Below are 24,728 nucleotides of genomic sequence, written 5' to 3'. Positions count from 1 at the left end.
TAGCAAATGGAAGGAGAGTGCTTATGTCTTTAACAAATGAACAACAAGAGCGATTTCAAATTTTGCTCCAGCAGTTGCAAATACCAGACGACCTTATAAATCAATATTTACAAGGCGGTGGTATTGAAAGGCTCGTTATTGATAAAGCGAATAAAAGTTGGCATTTTGATTTACAAGTGCCACGTATTTTGCCTACAGAATTATATGAATTGCTAGAAACAAAGCTTAAGCAATCATTTTCTCATATTGCAAGAACAACATTTGCATTAGAAACAGAGAATAAACAATTTACAGAAGAAGAAGTAAGGGCGTATTGGCCACTTTGTACGGAACGAATTACATTTTCACCCATGTTCGCGTACTTAAAGAAGCAACTTCCGCAGGTGAATGGAGTGAAGTTGTTAATAAATGTAAATAATGAGCTGGAGTCTACTGCTTTAAAGAAAAACGTTGCGAAACCAGTGGGGGATCAATACGAAGCTTTTGGATTCCCGCGTTTCCAGTTAGACACACATATACAGCAAAATGCAGAAGAAATGCAAAAGTTTCGTGAGCAAACGCAGCAAGAAGACCGCGAGCGTGTTATACAAGCTATGGAAGAAATGGCGAAGAAGCAAGCTGAAGAAAGCAGCGTTGTGCATGAAGGACCGATTACACTCGGGTATCTTATTAAGCCGGATGAAGAGATTACACCGATGCGAGAAATTCAAGATGAAGAAAGAAGAAAAACGGTTCAAGGATATGTCTTCCATGTAGAAACAAAAGAGCTTCGTAGTGGGCGTACGTTATTAACTTTAAAAATAACGGATTATACGGATTCTATTATGATCAAAATGTTCTCGCGTGACAAAGAAGATATTCCAATGCTGCAATCCTTGAAAAAAGGAATGTGGGTGAAAGCGCGTGGTTCTGTTCAAAACGATACATTCGTTCGAGATTTAGTAATGATTGCAAATGATATTAATGAAATAACAGGGCCGTCTCGTAAAGATAAAGCGCCAGAAGGCGAAAAGCGTGTAGAACTTCATCTTCACACTCCGATGAGCCAAATGGATGCTGTTACTCCTGTTTCTAGGCTTGTTGCCCAAGCTGGTAAATGGGGACATGAAGCTATTGCGGTTACAGACCATGCTGTGGCTCAGTCGTTCCCGGAGGCATATTCTGCGGGGAAAAAAGCTGGAGTTAAAGTTATATACGGTGTAGAAGCGAATTTAGTTAATGATGGTGTACCGATAGCGTATAACGAGGCGCATCGTTTACTTGCAGAGGAAACGTATGTTGTTTTCGACGTTGAGACGACAGGTTTATCAGCTGTATACGACACAGTCATTGAGTTGGCTGCCGTAAAAGTAAAGGGTGGCGAAATCATTGATCGCTTTGAATCTTTCGCAAATCCACATCAACCATTATCAGCGACGATTATTGAATTAACAGGTATTACAGATGATATGTTAACTGATGCACCAGAAGTGGACGAAGTGTTTAAAAAGTTTGAGAAATGGATGGGGGACCATACACTTGTTGCCCATAATGCAAGCTTTGATATGGGCTTTATTAACGTAGGTTTTAAAAAGGCTGGGTTAGAAAAAACGAATAACCCCGTTATTGATACGTTAGAACTTGCACGATTCTTATTCCCAGAAATGAAAAATCATCGATTAAATACGATGTGCAAAAAACTTGATATTGAATTAACGCAACATCACCGTGCGATTTATGATACAGAAGCGACGGGATATTTACTTGTGAAAATGTTGAAAGATGTAATTGAAAAGGGATTTGAATATCACGATCAATTAAATGATAGCATGGGACAAGGGGATGCGTATAAGCGTGGCCGTCCAAGTCATATGACGTTACTTGCCACATCAGATGTTGGGTTGAAAAATTTATATAAACTTGTTTCATATTCTCACCTTAATTACTTTTACCGTGTACCACGAGTACCGAGGTCACTATTAAAAAAATACCGTGAAGGAATTTTAGTAGGAACGGCTTGTGATAAAGGTGAAGTATTTGAGGCAATGATGCAAAAAGCTCCTGAAGAGGTAGAAGAAATTGCACAGTTCTATGATTACATTGAAGTAATGCCTCCAGAGGTGTTGCGTCATTTAGTAGAGCGTGAACTCGTTCGAGATGAAGGACAATTAAAAACAATTATCTCTAACTTAGTAAAACTAGGTGAGACGTTAGATAAACCAGTTGTCGCTACAGGGAACGTGCATTACTTAGATCCAGAAGATGCAATGTATCGTAAAATTTTAGTTAGTTCACAGGGCGGGGCAAATCCGTTAAATCGACATTCATTACCGCCAGTACATTTCCGTACAACTGATGAAATGCTAGAGTGTTTTTCATTTTTAGGTGAGGACAAAGCGAAAGAAGTTGTTGTAACGAATACACAAAAAGTTGCGTCATTAATTGGTGATGTTCGTCCGGTAAAAGATGATCTATATACACCGAAAATTGAGGGTGCCGATGATGAAACACGTGATATGAGTTATAAAATGGCACGCAGTATATATGGTGAAGAACTACCAGAAATTGTAGAGGCTCGCTTAGAAAAAGAATTGAAAAGTATTATTGGACATGGATTTGCCGTTATTTATTTAATCTCACATAAGCTTGTGAAAAAATCGTTAGTCGACGGATATCTAGTAGGTTCGCGTGGTTCAGTAGGTTCATCGTTCGTTGCAACGATGATGGAAATTACAGAAGTAAACCCATTACCACCACACTATGTCTGTCCAAAATGCAAGCAATCTGAATTCTTTAATGATGGTTCGGTAGGCTCTGGTTTCGACTTACCAGATAAAGATTGTCCGACATGTAATGTGGCATATGTAAAAGATGGACATGATATCCCATTCGAAACGTTCCTTGGATTCAAAGGAGATAAGGTACCCGATATCGATTTGAACTTCTCCGGGGAATACCAACCACGTGCCCATAACTATACGAAAGTACTGTTCGGTGAAGATTATGTATACCGTGCTGGAACGATTGGTACAGTTGCGGAAAAAACAGCTTATGGATATGTAAAAGGTTATGCAAATGATCACAATTTAACAATTCGGAATGCAGAGATTGACCGCTTAGTAGCGGGATGTACAGGGGTAAAACGTACAACTGGACAGCATCCAGGTGGTATTATCGTTGTGCCAGATTACATGGATATCTTTGATTTCTCCCCAATACAGTTTCCTGCTGATTCAATTGGTGCTGAGTGGAGAACAACGCATTTTGACTTCCACTCGATTCATGATAATTTATTGAAACTTGATATACTAGGACACGATGATCCGACCGTTATTCGTATGTTACAAGATTTAAGTGGTATTGATCCGAAAACAATCCCGACGGATGATCCAGAGGTAATGAAAATTTTCTCTGGTCCAGAAACGTTAGGGGTAACGGAAGAACAAATTAACTGTAAAACAGGTACACTTGGTATCCCAGAATTCGGTACGAAATTCGTAAGACAGATGTTAGAAGAGACAAAACCAACGACATTCTCAGAATTGGTCCAAATTTCTGGGCTGTCACATGGTACTGACGTATGGCTGGGTAATGCAAATGAGTTAATTTATAACGGTACATGTACGCTGAGTGAAGTTATCGGTTGTCGTGATGACATCATGGTATATTTAATCTATCAAGGTTTAGATCCATCATTAGCCTTCAAAATCATGGAGTCGGTTCGTAAAGGTAAAGGTGTACCGGAAGAATGGGAAGATGACATGAAAGGTAATAATGTACCAGGTTGGTATATTGATTCATGTAAGAAGATTAAATATATGTTCCCTAAAGCCCATGCGGCTGCTTACGTACTTATGGCTGTGCGTATCGCATACTTTAAAGTACATTTTGCACTTTTATTCTATGCGGCATATTTTACAGTCCGTGCAGATGATTTTGATGTAGAGGCGATGGCGAAAGGTTCAGCATCCATACGTGTGAAAATTGATGAAATAGCTCAAAAAGGATTGGATGCAGCGCCGAAAGAGAAAAGTTTATTAACGGTACTAGAAATGACGCTTGAAATGTGCGAGCGTGGATACTCATTCCAAAAGGTTGATTTATACCGTTCGCATGCAACGGAATTTATTATTGATGGAGACTCATTAATCCCTCCGTTTAATGCAGTGCCTGGTCTTGGTACGAACGCAGCCTTAAGTATTGTGGAAGCGCGCAAAAATGGAGACTTCTTATCAAAAGAAGACTTACAGCAACGAAGTAAGGTTTCGAAAACAATTATTGAGTATTTAGATAGCCAAGGTTGTTTAGGAGATTTGCCGGATCAAAACCAATTATCACTGTTCTAATAGGTAGGAAAAGTCTTTGCAAATCAATATTTGCTATGGTATACTATAAACCGAGATAACCATGTCATGTATATTTTGTGAAAAAGAGAGTGGGGAAACCCACTCTTTCGTGTTACTATCTACATTTTATTCATGTAGATAGTAAAGACATTTCTGTCGTATATACATATTTTGTTACAAGTTTTACTTCTTAAATTTGGTAATACTAAGACAGATATTCCCTGCTTAACGGCAGGGGCTTTTGTTAGCTAACGAGAAAGAATAAGATAGACCGTCTTTATGAACGGGATCTTTTCTTGTAAATGGTACATGGCGGCAGGAAGGAGGCTGTTTATGGATAAGAAAGTCACAGAAGTTGTAGAAGCATTTGCGCAGCCAATCGTTGAAGAGTTAAATCTTGAACTTGTAGATGTAGAGTATGTGAAAGAAGGACAAGACTGGTTCTTACGCGTATTCATCGATTCTGAAAAGGGAGTCGACATTGAAGAATGCGGTGCGGTAAGTGAACGTTTAAGCGAAGCTTTAGATAAAGAGGATCCAATTCCTCACCTTTACTTTTTGGATGTATCATCTCCTGGAGCAGAACGCCCATTAAAGAAAGAGAAAGACTTCCAGCAAGCGGTAGGAAAACAAGTGGCAATTAAAACATATGAGCCGATTGATGGCGAAAAGATGTTTGAAGGAAAGTTACTTTCCTACGACGGTACTACAATTACACTACTATTAACAATTAAAACACGTAAAAAAGAAATCCAAATTCCAATGGATAAAGTTGCAAATGCGCGACTTGCTGTTACGTTTTAGTAAGAAGGGGGATCTTCATGAGCACTGAGTTGTTAGATGCTTTGCTCGTATTAGAGTCAGAAAAAGGTATTAGTAAAGATATTATTATTGATGCGATTGAAGCAGCGTTAATCTCTGCTTATAAACGCAATTTTAACCAAGCACAAAACGTTCGTGTGAGCTTTAACCCAGAAGTGGGAACAATTCAAGTTTTAGCACGTAAGGACGTTGTTGATAATGTGTTTGATCCACGTCTTGAAATCTCTGTAGAAGAGGCAAGACAAATTAATCCAAACTACCAAGATGGCGACGTACTAGAAATTGAAGTAACGCCAAAAGATTTTGGTCGTATTGCAGCGCAAACTGCAAAACAAGTTGTAACACAACGAGTTCGTGAAGCAGAACGTGGTGTTATTTACTCAGAATTTAGTGATCGTGAAGAAGACATTATGGTTGGTATTGTACAACGCCAAGATGCTCGTTTCATCTACGTAAGCTTAGGTAAAGTAGAAGCTTTATTACCTGTAAGTGAGCAAATGCCAAATGAGCAATATAAGCCACATGATCGTATTCGCGTATTTATTACAAAAGTAGAAAAGACAACAAAAGGACCACAAATTTACGTATCACGTACACATCCTGGTCTTTTAAAACGTTTATTCGAAATGGAAGTTCCAGAAATTTATGATGGAACTGTAGAAATTCGCTCTGTAGCGCGCGAAGCAGGAGATCGTTCTAAAATCTCTGTGCATGCAGAAAACATTGATGTTGATCCAGTTGGTTCTTGCGTAGGACCGAAAGGACAACGTGTACAACGTGTTGTAGATGAACTAAAAGGTGAAAAGATTGACATCGTTCGCTGGTCAAATGATCCAGTTGAATATGTTGCAAATGCTTTAAGCCCATCACAAGTTGTTAAAGTACTTGTAGATGAAGATGAAAAAGCAACAACTGTTGTTGTTCCAGACCACCAGCTATCATTGGCTATCGGTAAGCGTGGACAAAATGCGCGTCTTGCAGCTAAATTAACAGGCTGGAAAATTGATATTAAAAGTGAGTCTGATGCGAAACAACTTGGAATTGTAACAGAAGAAGATAGCGTAATCGCATTCGGATTCGATTCAGTTGAAGACGAAATCGAATAGAGGTGATGAGTATGAGCAATCGAAAAGTTCCGTTACGAAAATGTATCGCGACGCAAGAGATGAAATCAAAACGAGAGCTCGTTCGCATTGTTCGTTCCAAAGAGGGCGAAGTGTCTATTGATTTATCTGGAAAAAAATCAGGACGAGGTGCATATTTGTCAAAAGATAAAGAATGCATTATGCAAGCCCAAAAGAAAAACATTTTGGAACATCATCTAAAAGCGAAAATCGACAGTTCTCTGTACGAAGAGCTTCTTGAGCTTGTTGAGAAGGAGTCGAAATAAGTGTCCGATTGGAAATCGTTTTTAGGACTAGCAAATCGCGCTCGAAAAATCATTTCGGGTGAAGAACTCGTTTTAAAAGAAGTACGAAGTGGTAAAGCAAAGCTCGTATTGCTTTCTGAAGATGCGTCAGCGAACACTACTAAACGTATCACTGATAAAACGACGTACTACAACGTACCAATGAAAAAAGTCGAAAATCGACAACAATTAGGGCATGCGATTGGGAGAGACGAGCGAGTCGTTGTAGCTGTGTTAGATGAAGGCTTTGCGAAAAAGCTACGTAGCATGCTCGATACAAATTACCGGGGGTGAAGGTATGAGTAAAATTCGAGTACATGAATATGCAAAAAAAAATAATATCTCAAGTAAAGATCTTATGACAAAACTTAAAGAGATGAATATCGAGGTTTCGAATCATATGACAATGTTAGAAGATGAAGTAGTAAATAAATTAGATAATGAATATAACACTGGAGCGGAAAAACCTTCTGTTGCAGATGAGTTTGAAGTAGAAGAGAAAGTTGTTCGCAGTAAAAAGAACAGCAATAAGAAAAAGAAAAAAGGCAAAGGAAATGAAGACAAACGTCAAGATAACTTTGCTGGAAGACAACAAACGCAAATAGTAGAAACACCAGATAAAATTACTTTCTCTGGAAGCCTTACAGTAGGTGAACTTGCTAAAAAGTTAAGTAAAGAGCCATCTGAAATTATTAAAAAGCTCTTCATGCTTGGAATTATGGCAACAATTAACCAAGACTTGGATAAAGATACAATTGAGTTAATTGCTACTGATTACGGTATTGAAGTAGAAGAAGAAGTAGTTGTAAGTGAAACTGAGTTTGAAACATTCATTGATGAGCAAGATGATGAAGAAAACTTAAAAGAGCGTCCAGCTGTTGTTACGATTATGGGGCACGTTGACCATGGTAAAACAACATTACTTGACTCAATTCGTAATTCAAAAGTAACTGCTGGCGAAGCGGGTGGAATTACTCAGCATATTGGTGCATACCAAGTTGAAGTAAATGATAAGAAAATTACATTCTTAGATACGCCTGGTCACGCGGCATTTACAACGATGCGTGCTCGTGGTGCGCAAGTAACTGATATTACAATCCTTGTTGTTGCAGCTGATGACGGTGTTATGCCTCAAACAGTTGAAGCGATTAGCCATGCAAAAGCAGCTGGAGTACCAATTATTGTTGCTGTGAATAAAATGGATAAACCAGCGGCGAATCCTGATCGTGTAATGCAAGAATTAACAGAATATGAATTAGTTCCAGAAGCTTGGGGCGGAGATACAATTTTCGTACCAATTTCTGCAATCCAAGGCGAGGGAATTGACAACTTGCTAGAGATGATTCTTCTTGTAAGTGAAGTAGAAGAATATAAAGCAAACCCAAATCGTTATGCAACGGGTACTGTAATTGAAGCACAGCTTGATAAAGGTAAAGGAACTATCGCGACATTATTAGTTCAAAACGGTACACTTCGAGTTGGAGATCCAATCGTTGTTGGAACTTCATTCGGGCGTGTTCGTGCAATGGTAAGTGATATTGGTCGTCGTGTAAAAGTTGCTGGTCCATCAACTCCTGTTGAAATTACAGGTTTAAATGAAGTACCACAAGCTGGAGATCGTTTCATGGCATTCGCTGATGAGAAGAAAGCTCGTCAAATCGGTGAATCACGTGCACAAGAAGCGTTAGTTGCACAACGTGGTGAGAAATCTAAATTAAGCCTTGAAGATTTATTCCAACAAATCCAAGAGAGCGATGTAAAAGAAATCAACTTAATCGTAAAAGCAGACGTACAAGGTTCTGTTGAAGCGATGGCAGCGTCACTTCGTAAAATTGATGTTGAAGGCGTAAAAGTTAAAATCATTCACACTGGTGTAGGTGCGATTACAGAATCTGATATCATTTTAGCTTCTGCATCTAATGCAATTGTAATTGGATTTAACGTACGTCCGGATGTGAACGCGAAGCGTACAGCTGAATTAGAGAACGTTGATGTTCGCTTACACCGCATTATCTACAAAGTAATCGAAGAAATTGAATTAGCAATGCAAGGTATGCTGGATCCAGAATTCGAAGAAAAAGTAATCGGTCAAGCGGAAGTTCGTCAAACATTCAAGGTAACAAAAGTTGGAACAATCGCAGGTTGTTACGTAATTGACGGTAAAATTACACGCGATAGTGGCGTTCGTATTATCCGCGATGGTATCGTAATTTTCGAAGGACAACTTGATACGTTAAAACGTTTCAAAGACGACGTAAAAGAAGTTGCACAAAACTATGAGTGTGGTATTACAATTGAAAGATATAATGACCTTAAAGAAGGGGACATCATTGAAGCATACGTTATGGAAGAAGTGAAGCGATGATTGTCGCTTCACTCTCATTCGAGTGTATGATTTACGATGTGCATTCTTTAAAAGAGAAACGGGCAATTTTGCAACGAGTGCTAACTCGTGTGAAACAGCGCTATAATGTAGCTGTTTCTGAAGTTGGGCATCAAGATGTATGGCAACGTACAGAAATTGCGGTTGTTTCCGTATCCTCAAATCGTGTTATCTGTGAAAAAGAAATGAATCGTGTACTGGAGTACATCGATTCATTTCCTGAAATTGAACGTACGATAACACAATTGGAATGGTATTGAATGAGGTGAAGAGTTATGAAATTACGTGCAAACCGTGTAGGCGAGCAAATGAAAAAAGAATTAGGCGACATCATTAGTCGTAAAATTAAAGACCCACGTATCGGATTTGTTACAGTAACAGATGTACAAGTGAGTGGTGATTTGCAAATTGCCAAAGTATATATTTCTGTTTTAGGTGACGAAGAACAGAAAGAAAATACGTTAAAAGGTTTAGCGAAGGCAAAAGGCTTTATTCGTTCAGAAATTGGCCAACGTATTCGTCTTCGTAAAACACCGGAAATTACCTTTGAGTTTGATGAGTCTATCGGATATGGTCATCGAATTGATACACTTTTACATGAAATTAATAAAGACGGTAAACGTGAAGAATAATGGATAGACATTTGTCTATCCATTTTTTCAATGCAAAATAAGTTTTGGATATTTACTACGAAAGAATTATGATGAGGTGAACATATATGGAAGGTGTAGTATTATTACATAAGCCAAAAGGCATGACATCACATGATTGTGTATTTAAATTAAGAAAGATATTGCGAGAAAAGAGAATTGGTCATACGGGAACATTAGACCCAGATGTAACGGGAGTATTGCCACTTTGTGTGGGGAGAGCAACGAAGATTGCACAATTTTTAACAAGTGAAACGAAAACATATGAAGGTGAAGTAACATTAGGGTTTTCAACAACAACAGAAGATGCTTCTGGTGAAGTTGTGGAGAAACAAGATGTAAACCGTGTTATTACACGTAAAGAAGTAGAAGAGGTACTAGCGGAATTAACAGGCACGATTGAACAAATGCCACCAATGTTCTCAGCTGTAAAAGTAAACGGGAAAAAATTATATGAATATGCAAGAGCAGGACAAGAGGTAGAACGTCCAGTTCGTACAATTACGATTCATGAATTCGTATTACTTGATGACCGTGAAGTTTTTGAAGGAGAAAATATTTCATTCCGTTTCCGTGTAACGTGTAGTAAAGGAACATATGTAAGAACGTTAGCGGTAATGATCGGGGAGAAACTTGGTTTCCCATCACATATGTCTCACCTTGTAAGAACGGCATCTGGTGAATTTTTATTAGAAGATTGCATATCATTTGAAGAAATTGAAGAAAACGTGCAAAATGGAACAGTAGAGTCTATCTTCATTTCAATTGATGAAGCATTAAGTAAGTTTCCAAAAATGGTTGTAGATGAAAAGCAAGCAGAGAAAATCAAGAATGGTATGTTCTTAAAGAATGAATTAGAAATAACAGCACCATTTATTACAGTGTTTGATAAAAATGATCGTTGCTTAGCAATTTATGAACATCATCCGAAACATCCTGGCATGTTAAAGCCGATGAAAGTACTTGTGAATAATCAAGAACTAAAGCTATAATGAATTATTGGAAGGATTATTACAGAAAAAGGTGAATTCAAGCGTGAAACTTATTCATTTAACTCATCCACATGAACAAAATAAATTAGAATTACCACCTACTGTAATGGCATTAGGATTTTTTGATGGCATTCATTTAGGACATCAATGTGTAATTCGAACTGCGAAAAAAATAGCGGACGACCGAGGATATAAAAGTGCAGTTATGACATTTCATCCTCATCCATCTGTTGTTTTAGGGAAAAAGGATGCGCATGTGGAGTATATTACACCAATGCGTGATAAAGAAAAAATAGTCGAAAGCTTAGGAATCGATATATTATATGTGATTAAATTTGATGAATCATTTGCAGGGTTATTACCACAACAATTTGTAGATGATTATATTATTGGTTTAAATGTAAAGCATGTAGTAGCAGGGTTTGATTATTCATATGGACGTTTAGGAAAAGGAAAGATGGAGACTTTACCATTTCATGCAAGAGGGGAGTTTACACAGACTGTGATTGAAAAAGTTGAATTTCAAGAAGAGAAAGTAAGTTCTACAGCATTACGAAAGTTAATTCGAAATGGCGAAATGGAACAAATTCCATCTATTTTAGGTAGAGCCTATACTGTAACGGGAACAGTTATACACGGCGACAAACGTGGGCGTCAAATTGGTTTTCCAACAGCTAATGTAGGTTTAAGTGATGAGTATTTATTGCCACCTGTAGGTGTTTATGCAGTGAGATTAAAAGTTCACGATGAATGGTACGATGGTGTATGTAATATTGGATATAAACCGACTTTTAAAGAAGATGGGCGCCAATTATCAATTGAAGTGCACTTATTTGAATTTAACAAAGATATATACGATCAAAATGTTACAGTAGAGTGGCATATGCGTATAAGAGAAGAGAAGAAATTCAATGGCATTGATGAGTTAGTTGAACAAATCGCAAAAGATAAGAAAACAGCACAAGAATATTTTGCGAGCGAAAAGAATATACTTGCTTTTTCAAATGAAAAGTAGTATTCTATGTTATGTACTTTATGACAACCATTGCTTGGCATTGCGACTCACCGACGCTTGCTAGGTAATTGGGGGTTTAATTAATAGGAGGTGAAATAGGATGGCTTTAACACAAGAGCGTAAAAATGAAATCATTGCACAATTTAGAACTCATGAGACTGATACTGGTTCTCCAGAGGTTCAAATTGCTGTCCTAACGGAGCAAATTAACACTCTAAACGAGCACTTACGTACTCACAAGAAAGATCATCATTCACGTCGTGGTCTATTAAAGATGGTTGGTAAACGTCGTAATTTACTAACTTACCTTCGTAATAGCGATATCACACGTTACCGTGAATTAATCACAAAGCTTGGCTTACGTCGATAGTCAAAGAAGCGGGAATATTCCCGCTTTTTTGTTAGGTAAAAATATATCTTCTACGCTTTATAGCTTACTTAATTTTAGGCAATACTAGAGGTAGAATATTGTGATATACTATCCATTTACATAGAAGAATTGAATACTTTAAATTGAGAGGGGTACTTAAATGAGTCAAGAAAAGCAAGTCTTCTCGATAGATTTAGCTGGTCGCCAGCTAACAGTTGAAACTGGTCAGCTTGCCAAACAAGCGAACGGAGCAGTATTAGTAAGATATGGCGATACAGCGGTTCTATCTACAGCAACTGCATCAAAAGAAGCTAAAAATGTAGATTTTTTCCCACTTACAGTAAACTATGAAGAGCGTTTATATGCAGTCGGAAAAATTCCTGGCGGTTTTATTAAGCGTGAAGGTCGTCCAAGTGAAAAAGCAATTTTGGCAAGTCGTTTAATCGACCGTCCAATTCGTCCACTATTCGCAGATGGTTTCCGTAACGAAGTACAAGTTGTCAGCATTGTAATGAGTGTTGATCAAGATTGTTCTTCTGAAATGGCAGCTATGCTTGGTTCTTCATTAGCGTTATCGATTTCAGATATTCCATTTGAAGGTCCAATCGCTGGTGCGACAGTTGGTCGTATTAATGGCGAATTCGTTATTAATCCAACAGTAGAACAGCAAGAACAAAGTGATATCCACTTAGTTGTAGCTGGTACGAAAGATGCGATTAACATGGTTGAAGCAGGAGCAGATCAAGTACCTGAAGAAACAATGTTAGAAGCAATTATGTTTGGTCATGACGAAATTAAACGTTTAATTGCATTCCAAGAAGAGATTGTACAAGCTGTAGGTAAAGAGAAATCAGAAGTGAAACTTTATGAAGTTGACGCTGATCTTAATCAAGCTGTACGTGAAATGGCTGAGAAGGATATGCATTCTGCAATTCAAGTACATGAGAAACATGCACGTGAAGATGCAATTAACGAAGTGAAAAAGCGTGTAATTGAGCATTACGAAGCTGAGGAAGCTGACGCTGATACATTAGGACAAGTAAATGAGATTTTATATAAAATTGTAAAAGAAGAAGTACGTCGTCTTATTACAGTTGAAAAAATTCGCCCAGATGGCCGTAAAGGTGACGAAATCCGTCCTTTAGCATCAGAGGTTGGTATTTTATCTCGTACACACGGTTCTGGTTTATTCACACGTGGACAAACACAAGCATTAAGTATTTGTACATTAGGTGCATTAGGCGATGTGCAAATTTTAGATGGTCTTGGTGTAGAAGAATCAAAACGCTTTATGCACCATTACAATTTCCCATCATTTAGTGTTGGTGAAACAAGACCGATGCGTGGACCAGGTCGTCGTGAAATTGGTCACGGTGCACTAGGAGAGCGCGCACTTGAGCCTGTAATTCCATCTGAAAAAGATTTCCCATACACAGTACGCCTTGTATCTGAAGTATTAGAATCAAATGGTTCTACTTCACAAGCAAGTATTTGTGGTAGTACTTTAGCAATGATGGATGCGGGTGTTCCACTTAAAGCTCCAGTTGCAGGTATTGCAATGGGTCTGGTTAAATCTGGTGAGCATTACACAATTTTATCTGATATTCAAGGTATGGAAGATCATTTAGGTGATATGGACTTTAAAGTAGCAGGTACAGCACAAGGTGTAACTGCGCTGCAAATGGACATTAAAATCGATGGTTTATCACGTGAGATTTTAGAAGAGGCATTACAACAAGCGAAAATTGGTCGTGTGCACATTCTAAATCATATGTTATCTGTTATTGCAGAGCCACGTACTGAATTATCAGCTTACGCTCCAAAGATTATTACAATGACAATTAACCCAGATAAAATCCGTGACGTTATTGGACCAAGCGGTAAACAAATCAATAAAATTATTGAAGAAACTGGCGTTAAAATTGACATCGAGCAAGATGGTACAGTATTCATTTCATCAATAAATCAAGAAATGAACGACAAAGCTAAGAAGATTATCGAAGATATCGTTCGCGAAGTACAAGTAGGTGAGATCTACGAAGGAAAAGTGAAACGTGTTGAGAAATTTGGTGCTTTCGTTGAATTATTCAGCGGTAAAGATGGATTAGTTCATATTTCTGAACTTGCACTTGAGCGTGTAGGTAAAGTAGAAGACGTTGTGAAAATCGGTGATGTAATTACAGTTAAAGTTATCGAGATTGACAAGCAAGGTCGCGTAAATCTATCTAGAAAAGTATTGCTAAAAGAAGAGCAAGAAAAAGAAGCTGCTAAAGAAGAAAACAAACAAGAGCAGCAATAAGTAAAAGCCAGTTAAACTGGCTTTTTTTGTTATGTAAAAAACATGATGTTCATATATTTTTATGTCGGTATAGGTATAGTTTTCATTATAACGCTCAAATTAACAAAGATAAGAAGAAAATGTTTTTATATAGTTAATTTGGGAGGGTTTATATGAAAGTTCGTATATTGGCATACATATGTATATTTTCTTTATATGTCAGTTTAGGCTCTTATTCTGTTTTTGCACAAGATAACTTGCATGAAGAAATTCAAAAGCATGCAAAACAGTATGAGATTGCACCTCAAAATGCGATGATTGATAAAATATGGAAGGCAACACCTGGATATAATGGAAGACAAGTGGATATTGAAGCATCGTATAATAATATGAAGAAGCTAAAGGAATTTGATCAAAAATATCTTGAATTCAAAGAAGTCTCACCGAGTGTTCATTTGGAAGATTTATCACCAGCTCCAATTTATAGAGGGCATCCAAATAAAAAGATGGTAGGATTAACAATAAATGTGGCATGGGGAAATGAGTATTTGCCTCGCATATTAGAAATCTTGAAAAAGCATGATGTGAAGGCCACTTTCTTTTTAGAAGGACGTTGGGTGAAAGAAAATTTGCGGTTTGCAAAAATGATTGTCGATGCAAAACAAGAAGTTGGAAATCACTCATACACACACCCTAATATGAAAACGTTATCGTCAGATGAAATACGAGATCAGTTACAAAAAACAAATCGAATGATAGAAGTAGCAACGAATCAAAAAGTAAGATGGTTTGCTCCGCCGAGTGGAAGCTTTCGAGATGAAGTCGTAAAGATTGCAGATGATTTTCAAATGGGAACGATTATGTGGACTGTAGATACGATCGATTGGAAGCGACCTGAGCCGGATGTACTATTGCAGAGAGTAATGAGAAAAATACATCCAGGTGCTATCATATTAATGCATCCTACTTCGTCTACAGCAGAGGCTTTAGAAACAATGATTATAAAATTGAAGGAACAAAGATATAAAGTGGGGAATATAACTGAATTACTGGATGAAAAACGTGTGGATTAAATACATTTGCATGACATTCATCCTTAAACTTGTTATCATTAAATAATAGCGTTTTATTTAGAGAAACTGGCAGTAGGAGGAAAGTTTTTGATTAAAAAATATACTTGTAAAAATGGTGTAAGAATAGTTATGGAGAATATACCAACTGTAAGATCGGTTGCAATTGGTATTTGGATCCATGCGGGATCAAGAAATGAAAATGAAAAAAATAATGGGATTTCTCACTTTTTAGAGCATATGTTCTTTAAAGGGACAGAAACACGTAGTGCACGAGAGATTGCAGAATCATTTGATAGCATTGGTGGTCAAGTGAATGCATTTACTTCAAAAGAATATACTTGTTACTATGCAAAAGTATTAGATGAGCATGCTAAATATGCTTTAGATGTTTTAGCAGATATGTTCTTTAATTCAACATTTGATGAGGAAGAACTGAAAAAAGAGAAGAATGTCGTATGTGAAGAAATTAAAATGTACGAAGATGCGCCAGATGATATTGTGCATGATATGTTAACGAAAGCAACATATGAAACGCATCCACTTGGATATCCTATTTTAGGAACAGAAGAAACGCTTAATACGTTTACAGGTGATACGTTACGTCAATATATAAAAGATCATTACACACCTGGAAATGTAGTTGTATCAGTTGCAGGAAATATTGATGAAGCATTTTTACAAACAGTGGAGCAATATTTCGGTAGTTATGAAGGAACAACAAACCGTGAACAAGTACATAGCCCAATTTTCCATTTCAATAAGGTAGCCCGTAAAAAGGAAACGGAACAAGCTCATTTATGTCTAGGATATAAAGGCTTACAAATGGGACACGAAGATATTTATAACTTAATTGTATTAAATAATGTTTTAGGCGGTAGCATGAGTAGCCGTTTATTCCAAGAAGTACGTGAGCAACGTGGATTAGCTTACTCGGTATTTTCTTACCACTCTTCTTATGAAGATACAGGTATGTTAACACTTTACGGTGGAACAGGTAGCCAACAATTAGATACACTGTATGAAACAATGCAAGAAACATTAGAGACATTGAAAAATACAGGTATTACAGAAAAAGAGCTTATGAATAGTAAAGAGCAATTAAAAGGAAACTTAATGTTAAGTTTAGAAAGTACAAATAGCCGTATGAGTCGTAACGGTAAAAATGAATTGCTTCTTCGTAAACATCGTTCACTTGATGAGATTATTGAAAGTGTAAACACTGTAACAAAAGAAAATGTGGACGGATTAATTCGCAACATGTTTACTGATGAATTCTCTGCGGCACTTATTAGTCCAGACGGAAAACTTCCAAAAGGAATAAAACTATAATCGATTTTTATGATGTATCTGAAAATAACCTTCTCTCTTTTTAAATGAGAGAAGGTTATTTTTTTTATACATATAGAATAGGTACTAATTATAGACAATGCAAATGAAAAATTCAGTAGGGGAGTGGAGTATGTATGCGATTAAGTGAATTAAGTGGTAAAGAGGTTGTAGATATAGAAAAAGCGGAAAAAATGGGAGTCTTAGGTTATATGGATTTAGAGATTAATGAGAAAGACGGACAAATACAAACACTTATAATACCTGTAGGGAAGTGGGGAGGTTTTAAAAAGGAGCCACAAGAAGTAAGGGTGGCATGGAATCAAATAAAGAAAGTCGGACATGATATGCTTCTTTGTGATAGTGTAGATCGTTCAAATTCGGAGTGAAGGATGGCCATTTTGGTCATCTTTTTTTGTATCTACATAGAAACCTGATAAATCATATGTGCATTTGGATTTTCAATCACCATAAACTCGTACATTACATATGATGTGGAGGAAAAAGAAAAAGTAGGCACTTTTCTTATAAATGACAGAAAAAGAAGGTGAATTAGGGAATGTTGACTGAGATGCATATTGCTGTCATAGGAGGAGATGCAAGGCAGCTAGAAGTAATTCGTAAGCTAGTTGAATTGGATGCGAAACTTTCTTTGATAGGGTTTGATCAGTTAGATCATGGTTTCACAGGGGCAGCAAAAGAAAGTATACAAAATTTAGATTTCACTTCTGTAGACGCAATCATTTTGCCGGTTGCAGGTACAAATGCTAAAGGAGAAGTAGATACTATTTTTTCAAATGAAAAAGTTTCAATAACGAAAGAACAAATTGAAAATACACCAGAACACTTTACTATATATTCGGGTATTGGTACACCTTACTTGGAAAATCTCGTATCTACTACGAACCGAAAACTTGTTAAATTATTTGATCGTGATGATGTGGCAATATACAATTCTATTCCAACTGTAGAAGGTACATTAATGATGGTAATTCAACATACCGACTATACAATTCATGGGTCCAATGTAATGGTTCTAGGATTTGGTAGAACAGGAATGAGTGTTGCGAGAGCATTTCAATCATTAGGAGCCCATGTCAAAGTTGGAGCAAGACGATCTGAACATATTGCACGTATTACAGAAATGATGTTTTCTCCTTTTCATATGCAAGACATAGAGAAAGAAGTAGGGAATATCGATATTGTAATCAATACAATTCCGCACCTCGTTGTAACAGCGAATGTTATTGCAAAAATGCCAGCTCATACGTTAGTGATTGATTTAGCTTCTAAACCAGGTGGTACTGACTTTAGATATGCGGAAAAAAGAGGAGTCAAAGCGTTGCTAGCACCTGGATTACCAGGTATTGTTGCTCCCAAAACGGCTGGGCAAATTTTAGCAAATGTTCTTTCTCAGTTATTAGCAGCAGATGCAATTGCAAAGGAGGAGGAAAAGAAATGAGTTTGAAGGGGAAACGAATTGGTTTCGGATTTACGGGTTCACATTGTACGTATGAGGAAGTTATGCCGCACTTAGAAAAATTAATTGCTGAAGGGGCAGAAGTACGTCCCGTTGTTTCATACACTGTTCAATCAACAAATACTAGATTTGGAGAAGGAGCAGAGTGGATTAAGAAGATTGAAGAAATAACAGGTTTTAAAGCAATTAATTCAATTGTTGGAGCAGAGCCACTTGGACCTAAAATTCCATTAGACTGCATGGTAATCGCTCCTTTAACAGGAAATTCTATGAGTAAATTTGCAAATGCAATGACAGATTCTCCAGTACTAATGGCAGCAAAAGCGACGCTAAGAAATGGCAAGCCTGTCGTATTGGCAGTTTCGACGAATGATGCTTTAGGATTAAATGGGGTAAATCTCATGCGCCTAATGGCCACAAAAAATATCTATTTCGTCCCATTCGGTCAAGATGCGCCAGAGAAAAAACCGAACTCAATGGTAGCTCGTATGGAGTTACTGGAAGATACAGTATTAGAAGCGCTGCAAGGAAAGCAATTGCAACCGGTGGTCGTAGAAAAATTCAGATATATGAATTAAAAAACGAAAAAAAACGGACAATTTTTGATGAAACCATCATTCTTACTGTAGAATATGATAAAATTAACGTTATTAAGATTAGAAGGGGTATTGTATACTCCTTCTGATTCTAAGTTATAGAAGGATTGGTATCTAGAAAGGGGCATAGTGATGGAAAAGCAAAAAACTTTTCATGTCGCTGTAGTTGGAGCAACCGGCGCAGTTGGTGAACAAATGTTAAATACTTTAGAGAAACGAGAATTTCCAATCGGGAAATTAACGTTACTTTCATCTAAACGATCTGCAGGTAAGAAACTTGTATTTAAAGGCGAAGAATTTACAGTTCAAGAGGCAACTCCTGAAAGCTTTGAAGGAGTAGATATCGCACTATTTAGTGCTGGTGGATCTGTATCGAAACAATTAGCGCCAGAAGCAGCAAAACGCGGTGCGATTGTTGTTGATAATACAAGTGCATTCCGTATGACAGAAAACGTGCCACTTGTTGTACCTGAAGTAAATGAAAACGACTTAAAAGAACATAATGGTATTATTGCAAATCCAAACTGTTCTACAATTCAAATGGTAGTAGCTCTTGAGCCAGTTCGTCAGCAATATGGTTTAAAACGAGTAATCGTTTCCACATATCAAGCTGTATCAGGTGCTGGTGCGGCAGCTATTGAAGAACTTCATGAACAATCACAAGCAATCTTAAATGGCGAAGAAGTTAAGGCAAATGTTCTTCCTGTATCAGGTGATAAGAAGCATTTCCCAATTGCTTTTAATGCGATTCCACAGATTGATAAGTTCCAAGATAATGGATTTACATTTGAAGAAATGAAAATGATTAACGAAACAAAAAAAATTATGCATATGCCTGAATTAGAAGTAGCGGCAACATGTGTACGTTTACCAGTTGTATCAGGACACTCTGAGTCTGTTTACATCGAAGTAGAAAAAGAAGGCGTAACAGTAGCAGAATTAAAGAGCTTACTTGCAAATGCGGAAGGTATTGTTCTGCAAGATAATCCAGAAGAGCAGTTATATCCAATGCCAGCTACTGCAGTAGGTAAAAACGAAGTATTCGTTGGAAGAATCCGTAAAGATTTAAATAACGATAAAGGATTCCATCTTTGGGTCGTATCTGATAACTTATTAAAAGGCGCTGCATGGAATTCTGTTCAAATTGCAGAGCGCTTAGTAAAATTACAATTAGTGTAAACGGCTAAGAGAAGGTGCAAAATATGAAAATAATTGTTCAAAAATTTGGTGGCACATCAGTACGTGATGACAATGGACGTAAGCATGCGCTTCATCATATAAAGAAATCATTAGCTGCTGGTTATAAAGTAGTTACTGTCGTATCTGCTATGGGTCGTAAAGGTGAACCATATGCAACGGATACGTTATTAAGTCTTGTAAATCAAGAGGAATCTACTATTTCTAAACGTGAGCAAGATTTATTATTATCGTGCGGAGAGTTAATCTCTGCAATTGTTTTCTCTAATATGTTGAATGAGAACGGTATAAAAGCAGCAGCATTAAATGGTGCACAAGCTGGTTTTGTAACGAATGATGACTTTACGAATGCAAAGATTATTGAAATGAATTGCGATCGTATACATGAAGAGTTAGAAAATGTAGATGTAATCGTCGTTACAGGATTCCAAGGGCAAACGAAAAAAGGTGATACGACAACACTTGGACGCGGAGGTAGTGATACTTCAGCTTCAGCATTAGGTGTTGCACTTCATGCTGAATACATCGATATATTCACTGATGTAGAAGGTGTTATGACTGCGGATCCTCGTATTGTAAAAGATGCACGTCATCTTCAAACTGTAACGTATAACGAAATTTGTAACATGGCTTATCAAGGTGCGAAAGTCGTTCATCCACGTGCAGTTGAAATTGCGATGCATGCAAAAGTGCCACTTCGTGTACGTTCTACGTATTCTGATAGTGAAGGTACGCTTATTTCAGCATATAACGGTGCTACAAGAGGTCGTGATGTAGAAGAACGTCCTGTTACAGGTATCGCCCACGTATCAAACGTAACGCAAATTAAAGTGCTTGCAAAAGAAACGGCATATGATTTGCAACAACATGTGTTTAAAGAGATGGCGAACGAAGGAATAAGTGTCGATTTAATTAATATTTCACCTACTGGTGTAGCATATACGGTGAGTGATAATGTATCAAGTCATGCAGTTAAATTATTAAAGAACCTTGGATATGAGCCAATTGTGACAGAGCATTGTGCGAAAGTATCTATCGTTGGAGCTGGAATGGCAGGATACCCAGGGGTTACTGCGAAAATCGTTACAGCTTTAGCGGAAAAAGGTATTCAAATCCTGCAATCGGCAGATAGTCATACAACAATTTGGGTTCTTGTAAAAGAAACTGATTTAGTGGAGGCTGTAAATGCATTACATAGTGCGTTTGAGCTTTCAAAAGAAAAGCAACTGGAACAATAAGGAGTGAGACCATGATAGATTTTGGGACAATTGCAACCGCGATGGTAACACCGTTTGATATAAACGGGAATATCGATTTTGCAAAGACAACGAAATTGGTAAATTATTTAATTGATAACGGTACAACAGCAATCGTGGTAGGAGGAACGACAGGAGAATCTCCTACATTAACTTCAGAAGAGAAGGTAGCGTTATATCGCCATGTCGTATCTGTTGTCGATAAAAGAGTGCCCGTAATCGCTGGAACAGGTAGCAATAATACGCATGCTTCTATTGACTTAACTAAAAAGGCAACAGAAGTTGGTGTGGATGCAGTAATGCTAGTAGCACCGTATTATAATAAGCCGAGTCAAGAAGGAATGTATCAGCATTTTAAAGCAATTGCTGAAAGTACGCCGCTTCCGGTTATGCTATATAACGTTCCAGGACGATCTATTGTACAAATCTCCGTTGATACAGTTGTTCGTTTATCAGAAATAGAAAACATTGTTGCTATTAAAGATGCCGGCGGCGATGTGTTGACAATGACAGAAATCATTGAAAAAACAGCGGACGACTTTGCGGTATACAGCGGTGATGACGGTTTAACGTTACCGGCTATGGCAGTTGGGGCTAAAGGTATCGTTTCGGTAGCATCTCATGTTATCGGAAATGAAATGCAAGAAATGATTACAGCATTTCAAGCAGGAGAGTTTAAAAAGGCACAAAAATTACATCAATTACTTGTAAGAGTAACTGATTCGTTATTTATGGCGCCAAGTCCAACTCCAGTAAAAACAGCGTTACAAATGGTTGGATTAGATGTAGGTTCTGTACGTTTACCACTTCTTCCATTAACAGAAGAAGAAAGAGTAACGTTACAATCTGTAATGCAATCTATTCCTCGTTAATAAAAATGACCTAGTGTGAAACTAGGTCATTTTTTTATTGATATGAAAATGTTTGAATCTGTTTTAAAGTGAATCTTTTGTAAAATGATTTTAGGATCGCCTTTCTCGTCTGTATATGACCCTATAATATAGAAAACATTTTATGTTGAAAACGAGTATATTACGCTACGCGTTCTCTACTTGTTAAAGTATGATATTGTTCTTTCATTAATTTGGTTCCAACATCTTTTTCTCGATAATGGCTGTCAAATCCTGCTAAAAATTTAACCTTATTAAATTTCTATTAGATTTTGTAATTCATAGCCTTTTGTCATGTAATGCAATGTTTATAAGAAAAGGATCTTACATCTTTAATTTTGTTGAAAAGTAGTTGCTAGTACAGAAAATACTTTCGATTATGTTTTTATAGGAATTGCCTCAAATATGACGTAATCTATAAAAAAGCTTCATTTTATAAGTGTTTTTGTGCAATTCAAGAAAAAAATCTAGGAAATCCATCAAATGAAAGTAATTTAAAGTATTTAAGTTATTTTTTCAAATAACATGGAGTATAAAAGCAGCGGAAATAAGCCATATACTTTTAGTGCTGTTCCTTTCTTTTACTTTTTCTTTCGCACGATTTAACTTGTGTTCTATTTCTTGTATCAGGTATAATATGGCTAAGTAGCTTAGTACGGGTATGCTTAGCAAAATTGGGAAAAATTATAATTTAATTAAATTTTCATATCATATCGAATAAGATATTTGATTTATATAATGAAAGAGAGGTGAAACCTGGTTTAAAAAATAAACAAGGACATGATATCGCATAACGGTAAGGACATTCGTCTTGGACGGTGAAAATATGGTGGTTGTAGAGTTTCCCCTGGTGTCTCTGCAATTTTAGTGAAATCAGTGTTTGCAAGATTTTTAAACCAGGCAACAACATGAAGAGAAAAGAGAATGAGTCTGTTAAAGTATTTGCTCTTGGTGGAGTAGGTGAAATCGGGAAAAACATGTACTGTGTTGAAATTGATTCTGAAATCTTTATCGTAGATGCGGGGTTAATGTTCCCGGGAGATGAAATGTTTGGAATTGATATCGTTATTCCTGATATTACATATTTAGTGGAAAATCAAGAGCGAGTAAAAGGTTTATTTATTACTCACGGTCATGAAGATCATATTGGTGGAATTGTGTATGTGCTTCGTAAATTATCTATTCCAGTCTATGCAACGAAATTAACAGTAGGACTTATACAAGAAAAACTTGGTGAAGCGGGCATGTTAGGCCGTGTAGACCTAAAAACAATCGATTCAAATTCAACAGTAGAGTTTAACACTACAACAGTGTCATTCTTCGGAACGACACATAGTATTCCGGATTCTGTTGGCGTTTGTTTCCATACATCAAAAGGTGCAATCGTATATACGGGAGACTTTAAATTCGATCAAACTCCAATTGGAAATAGTGGAGCAGATCTTGGGAAAATGGCGCAAATCGGAAATGAAGGTGTACTTTGCCTATTATCTGATAGTACAAATGCAGAGCGTCCAGGGTATACAGGTTCAGAAAAAGAAGTTGGTGTAGAAATTTCTAAAGTGTTCTACGGTGCAGAAGGTCGTATTATCGTTGCTTCATTTGCATCGAATGTACATCGTATTCAACAAGTATTTGATGCAGCTGCCGAAACAGGGCGAAAAGTAGCGGTAGTAGGACGTAGTATGGTGAAAGTAGTAGACATTGCAAGACGTCTTGGTTATTTAGATGTTCCAGAAGGTATGGTTATTTCATTACAAGAAGTAGACAACTTCCCAGAGAAAAAGGTAGCTATTTTAACGACAGGTAGTCAAGGTGAACCGATGGCTGCTCTATCTAGAATGGCAAAACAAGCACATAAACAAATTTCAATTCGTAAAGGTGATACTGTTATCATTGCTGCTTCGCCAATTCCGGGTAATGAAATATCTGTATCAAAAATTATTGATTTGTTATTTAGAGCTGGAGCTGAAGTTGTTTATTACGGCGAAAGAAAAGTTCACGTTTCAGGTCACGGTAGCCAAGAAGAATTAAAATTAATGTTAAATTTAATGAAACCGAAGTACTTTGTACCCGTACATGGTGAGTTTCGTATGCAAAAAGCACATGCGTATTTAGCTGAAGATGTAGGTATTACAAGAGAAAATATCTTTATCGTAGAAAAAGGTGATGTAATTGCTTTTGGTGACGATGAAGCGAACTTAGTCGGTAAAGTACAAGCTGGTAATGTTTTAATTGATGGATTAGGTGTAGGTGACGTTGGTAATATCGTTCTTCGAGATAGAAAGATGTTATCTCAAGATGGAATATTAGTAGTTGTTGTAACACTTGGTAAAGATGAAAAGAAAATTATCTCTGGTCCAGAAATCATTTCACGTGGTTTCGTATATGTTCGTGAATCAGAAGCGTTAATTGAACGATCTACAGAGATTGTACGTATGATTGTTGAGCAGTCAATTAAAGAATATTCGATTGAATGGTCAATGTTAAAACAAAATATTCGTGAATTATTAGGACAGTTCTTGTACGAAGAGACAAAGAGAAAACCTATGATTTTACCGATTATTATGGAAGTATAAAAAAGATCACCCTTATGGGTGATCTTTTTTTCTTTTTAACCCTATCGAATGAAATTTATAACTTAAGAAATAATAGTTATATACGAGT

The 24,728-nt window shown here is 37.0% G+C and carries 21 protein-coding genes; all 21 read left to right on the top strand.

Annotated features, from left to right (window positions below):
• Positions 1 to 23: 23 nt before the first annotated feature.
• On the top strand, positions 24 to 4,325 hold the full coding sequence (locus tag BUA87_RS19705; protein WP_016512389.1) for a PolC-type DNA polymerase III: 4,302 nt from the start codon (positions 24 to 26) through the stop codon (positions 4,323 to 4,325).
• A gap of 333 nt (positions 4,326 to 4,658) precedes the next feature.
• Complete coding sequence (rimP, locus tag BUA87_RS19700; RefSeq protein WP_000359095.1) at positions 4,659 to 5,129, top strand: ribosome maturation factor RimP; 471 nt, start codon at positions 4,659 to 4,661, stop codon at positions 5,127 to 5,129.
• Positions 5,130 to 5,146: 17 nt separating this feature from the next.
• Positions 5,147 to 6,253 carry a transcription termination factor NusA gene (nusA, locus tag BUA87_RS19695; RefSeq protein WP_000102598.1) on the top strand — a complete coding sequence of 369 codons (1,107 nt, stop codon included), beginning with the start codon at positions 5,147 to 5,149 and terminating at the stop codon, positions 6,251 to 6,253.
• Positions 6,254 to 6,264: 11 nt separating this feature from the next.
• Positions 6,265 to 6,537 (top strand): RNase P modulator RnpM, encoded by a 273-nt coding sequence (locus BUA87_RS19690; protein ID WP_000071125.1) that lies wholly within the window; start codon positions 6,265 to 6,267, stop codon positions 6,535 to 6,537.
• Complete coding sequence (locus BUA87_RS19685) at positions 6,538 to 6,849, top strand: YlxQ family RNA-binding protein (RefSeq protein ID WP_001286522.1); 312 nt, start codon at positions 6,538 to 6,540, stop codon at positions 6,847 to 6,849. It begins immediately after the preceding gene.
• A gap of 4 nt (positions 6,850 to 6,853) precedes the next feature.
• Positions 6,854 to 8,920, top strand: a complete 2,067-nt coding sequence (gene infB / locus BUA87_RS19680) for a translation initiation factor IF-2 (RefSeq protein ID WP_000036347.1) — start codon at positions 6,854 to 6,856, stop codon at positions 8,918 to 8,920.
• Positions 8,917 to 9,198 (top strand): DUF503 domain-containing protein, encoded by a 282-nt coding sequence (locus tag BUA87_RS19675; protein ID WP_000634350.1) that lies wholly within the window; start codon positions 8,917 to 8,919, stop codon positions 9,196 to 9,198. The genes infB and BUA87_RS19675 overlap by 4 nt, the downstream gene beginning before the upstream one ends.
• 15 nt (positions 9,199 to 9,213) lie before the next feature.
• Complete coding sequence (gene rbfA / locus BUA87_RS19670; protein ID WP_000776437.1) at positions 9,214 to 9,570, top strand: 30S ribosome-binding factor RbfA; 357 nt, start codon at positions 9,214 to 9,216, stop codon at positions 9,568 to 9,570.
• An 86-nt stretch (positions 9,571 to 9,656) separates the two neighbouring features.
• Positions 9,657 to 10,580: a tRNA pseudouridine(55) synthase TruB gene (gene truB / locus BUA87_RS19665; protein ID WP_000399362.1), complete on the top strand. Its 924-nt coding sequence runs from the start codon at positions 9,657 to 9,659 to the stop codon at positions 10,578 to 10,580.
• A gap of 43 nt (positions 10,581 to 10,623) precedes the next feature.
• Complete coding sequence (gene ribF, locus BUA87_RS19660) at positions 10,624 to 11,595, top strand: bifunctional riboflavin kinase/FAD synthetase (RefSeq protein ID WP_000766705.1); 972 nt, start codon at positions 10,624 to 10,626, stop codon at positions 11,593 to 11,595.
• A gap of 100 nt (positions 11,596 to 11,695) precedes the next feature.
• Positions 11,696 to 11,965 carry a 30S ribosomal protein S15 gene (rpsO, locus tag BUA87_RS19655; protein ID WP_001229392.1) on the top strand — a complete coding sequence of 90 codons (270 nt, stop codon included), beginning with the start codon at positions 11,696 to 11,698 and terminating at the stop codon, positions 11,963 to 11,965.
• Positions 11,966 to 12,125: 160 nt separating this feature from the next.
• Positions 12,126 to 14,264, top strand: a complete 2,139-nt coding sequence (gene pnp, locus BUA87_RS19650) for a polyribonucleotide nucleotidyltransferase (RefSeq protein WP_000076745.1) — start codon at positions 12,126 to 12,128, stop codon at positions 14,262 to 14,264.
• A 152-nt stretch (positions 14,265 to 14,416) separates the two neighbouring features.
• Positions 14,417 to 15,316: a polysaccharide deacetylase family protein gene (locus BUA87_RS19645; protein ID WP_000868221.1), complete on the top strand. Its 900-nt coding sequence runs from the start codon at positions 14,417 to 14,419 to the stop codon at positions 15,314 to 15,316.
• A gap of 87 nt (positions 15,317 to 15,403) precedes the next feature.
• Positions 15,404 to 16,645, top strand: coding sequence for a M16 family metallopeptidase (locus tag BUA87_RS19640; protein WP_072940516.1), 1,242 nt, complete (start codon positions 15,404 to 15,406; stop codon positions 16,643 to 16,645).
• A 134-nt stretch (positions 16,646 to 16,779) separates the two neighbouring features.
• Positions 16,780 to 17,031 (top strand): YlmC/YmxH family sporulation protein, encoded by a 252-nt coding sequence (locus BUA87_RS19635; RefSeq protein WP_016512390.1) that lies wholly within the window; start codon positions 16,780 to 16,782, stop codon positions 17,029 to 17,031.
• A gap of 170 nt (positions 17,032 to 17,201) precedes the next feature.
• On the top strand, positions 17,202 to 18,104 hold the full coding sequence (gene dpaA, locus BUA87_RS19630; protein ID WP_000954735.1) for a dipicolinic acid synthetase subunit A: 903 nt from the start codon (positions 17,202 to 17,204) through the stop codon (positions 18,102 to 18,104).
• Positions 18,101 to 18,700: a dipicolinate synthase subunit B gene (gene dpaB / locus BUA87_RS19625; RefSeq protein WP_000053596.1), complete on the top strand. Its 600-nt coding sequence runs from the start codon at positions 18,101 to 18,103 to the stop codon at positions 18,698 to 18,700. Before dpaA ends, dpaB begins: the two co-directional genes overlap by 4 nt.
• 150 nt (positions 18,701 to 18,850) lie before the next feature.
• On the top strand, positions 18,851 to 19,897 hold the full coding sequence (gene asd / locus BUA87_RS19620; protein ID WP_000414846.1) for an aspartate-semialdehyde dehydrogenase: 1,047 nt from the start codon (positions 18,851 to 18,853) through the stop codon (positions 19,895 to 19,897).
• A 23-nt stretch (positions 19,898 to 19,920) separates the two neighbouring features.
• Positions 19,921 to 21,153, top strand: coding sequence for an aspartate kinase (gene dapG / locus BUA87_RS19615; protein ID WP_072940513.1), 1,233 nt, complete (start codon positions 19,921 to 19,923; stop codon positions 21,151 to 21,153).
• An 11-nt stretch (positions 21,154 to 21,164) separates the two neighbouring features.
• On the top strand, positions 21,165 to 22,043 hold the full coding sequence (gene dapA, locus BUA87_RS19610) for a 4-hydroxy-tetrahydrodipicolinate synthase (protein ID WP_000564763.1): 879 nt from the start codon (positions 21,165 to 21,167) through the stop codon (positions 22,041 to 22,043).
• Between the two features lie 926 nt (positions 22,044 to 22,969).
• Entirely contained in the window at positions 22,970 to 24,640 is a 1,671-nt protein-coding gene (locus tag BUA87_RS19605) for a ribonuclease J (RefSeq protein ID WP_000823089.1), read from the top strand.
• Positions 24,641 to 24,728: the final 88 nt, after the last annotated feature.

Source organism: Bacillus sp. bc15 (assembly GCF_900142585.1).
GTDB lineage: Bacteria > Bacillota > Bacilli > Bacillales > Bacillaceae_G > Bacillus_A > Bacillus_A cereus.
Note: the sequence above shows the minus strand (reverse complement) of the source record. Positions and strands in the feature narration are given on the sequence as shown.

Excerpts from the sequence above, each read along its gene's own strand:
- dapG (WP_072940513.1), top strand. The coding sequence starts at position 19,921 with ATGAAAATAATTGTTCAAAAATTTGGTGGCACATCAGTACGTGATGAC.
- asd (WP_000414846.1), top strand. The coding sequence starts at position 18,851 with ATGGAAAAGCAAAAAACTTTTCATGTCGCTGTAGTTGGAGCAACCGGC.
- BUA87_RS19645 (WP_000868221.1), top strand. The coding sequence starts at position 14,417 with ATGAAAGTTCGTATATTGGCATACATATGTATATTTTCTTTATATGTC.
- nusA (WP_000102598.1), top strand. The coding sequence starts at position 5,147 with ATGAGCACTGAGTTGTTAGATGCTTTGCTCGTATTAGAGTCAGAAAAA.
- dpaA (WP_000954735.1), top strand. The coding sequence starts at position 17,202 with ATGTTGACTGAGATGCATATTGCTGTCATAGGAGGAGATGCAAGGCAG.
- dapA (WP_000564763.1), top strand. The coding sequence starts at position 21,165 with ATGATAGATTTTGGGACAATTGCAACCGCGATGGTAACACCGTTTGAT.
- dpaB (WP_000053596.1), top strand. The coding sequence starts at position 18,101 with ATGAGTTTGAAGGGGAAACGAATTGGTTTCGGATTTACGGGTTCACAT.
- rbfA (WP_000776437.1), top strand. The coding sequence starts at position 9,214 with ATGAAATTACGTGCAAACCGTGTAGGCGAGCAAATGAAAAAAGAATTA.
- rimP (WP_000359095.1), top strand. The coding sequence starts at position 4,659 with ATGGATAAGAAAGTCACAGAAGTTGTAGAAGCATTTGCGCAGCCAATC.
- pnp (WP_000076745.1), top strand. The coding sequence starts at position 12,126 with ATGAGTCAAGAAAAGCAAGTCTTCTCGATAGATTTAGCTGGTCGCCAG.
- BUA87_RS19675 (WP_000634350.1), top strand. The coding sequence starts at position 8,917 with ATGATTGTCGCTTCACTCTCATTCGAGTGTATGATTTACGATGTGCAT.
- BUA87_RS19605 (WP_000823089.1), top strand. The coding sequence starts at position 22,970 with ATGAAGAGAAAAGAGAATGAGTCTGTTAAAGTATTTGCTCTTGGTGGA.
- BUA87_RS19705 (WP_016512389.1), top strand. The coding sequence starts at position 24 with ATGTCTTTAACAAATGAACAACAAGAGCGATTTCAAATTTTGCTCCAG.
- rpsO (WP_001229392.1), top strand. The coding sequence starts at position 11,696 with ATGGCTTTAACACAAGAGCGTAAAAATGAAATCATTGCACAATTTAGA.
- infB (WP_000036347.1), top strand. The coding sequence starts at position 6,854 with ATGAGTAAAATTCGAGTACATGAATATGCAAAAAAAAATAATATCTCA.
- BUA87_RS19635 (WP_016512390.1), top strand. The coding sequence starts at position 16,780 with ATGCGATTAAGTGAATTAAGTGGTAAAGAGGTTGTAGATATAGAAAAA.
- truB (WP_000399362.1), top strand. The coding sequence starts at position 9,657 with ATGGAAGGTGTAGTATTATTACATAAGCCAAAAGGCATGACATCACAT.
- BUA87_RS19690 (WP_000071125.1), top strand. The coding sequence starts at position 6,265 with ATGAGCAATCGAAAAGTTCCGTTACGAAAATGTATCGCGACGCAAGAG.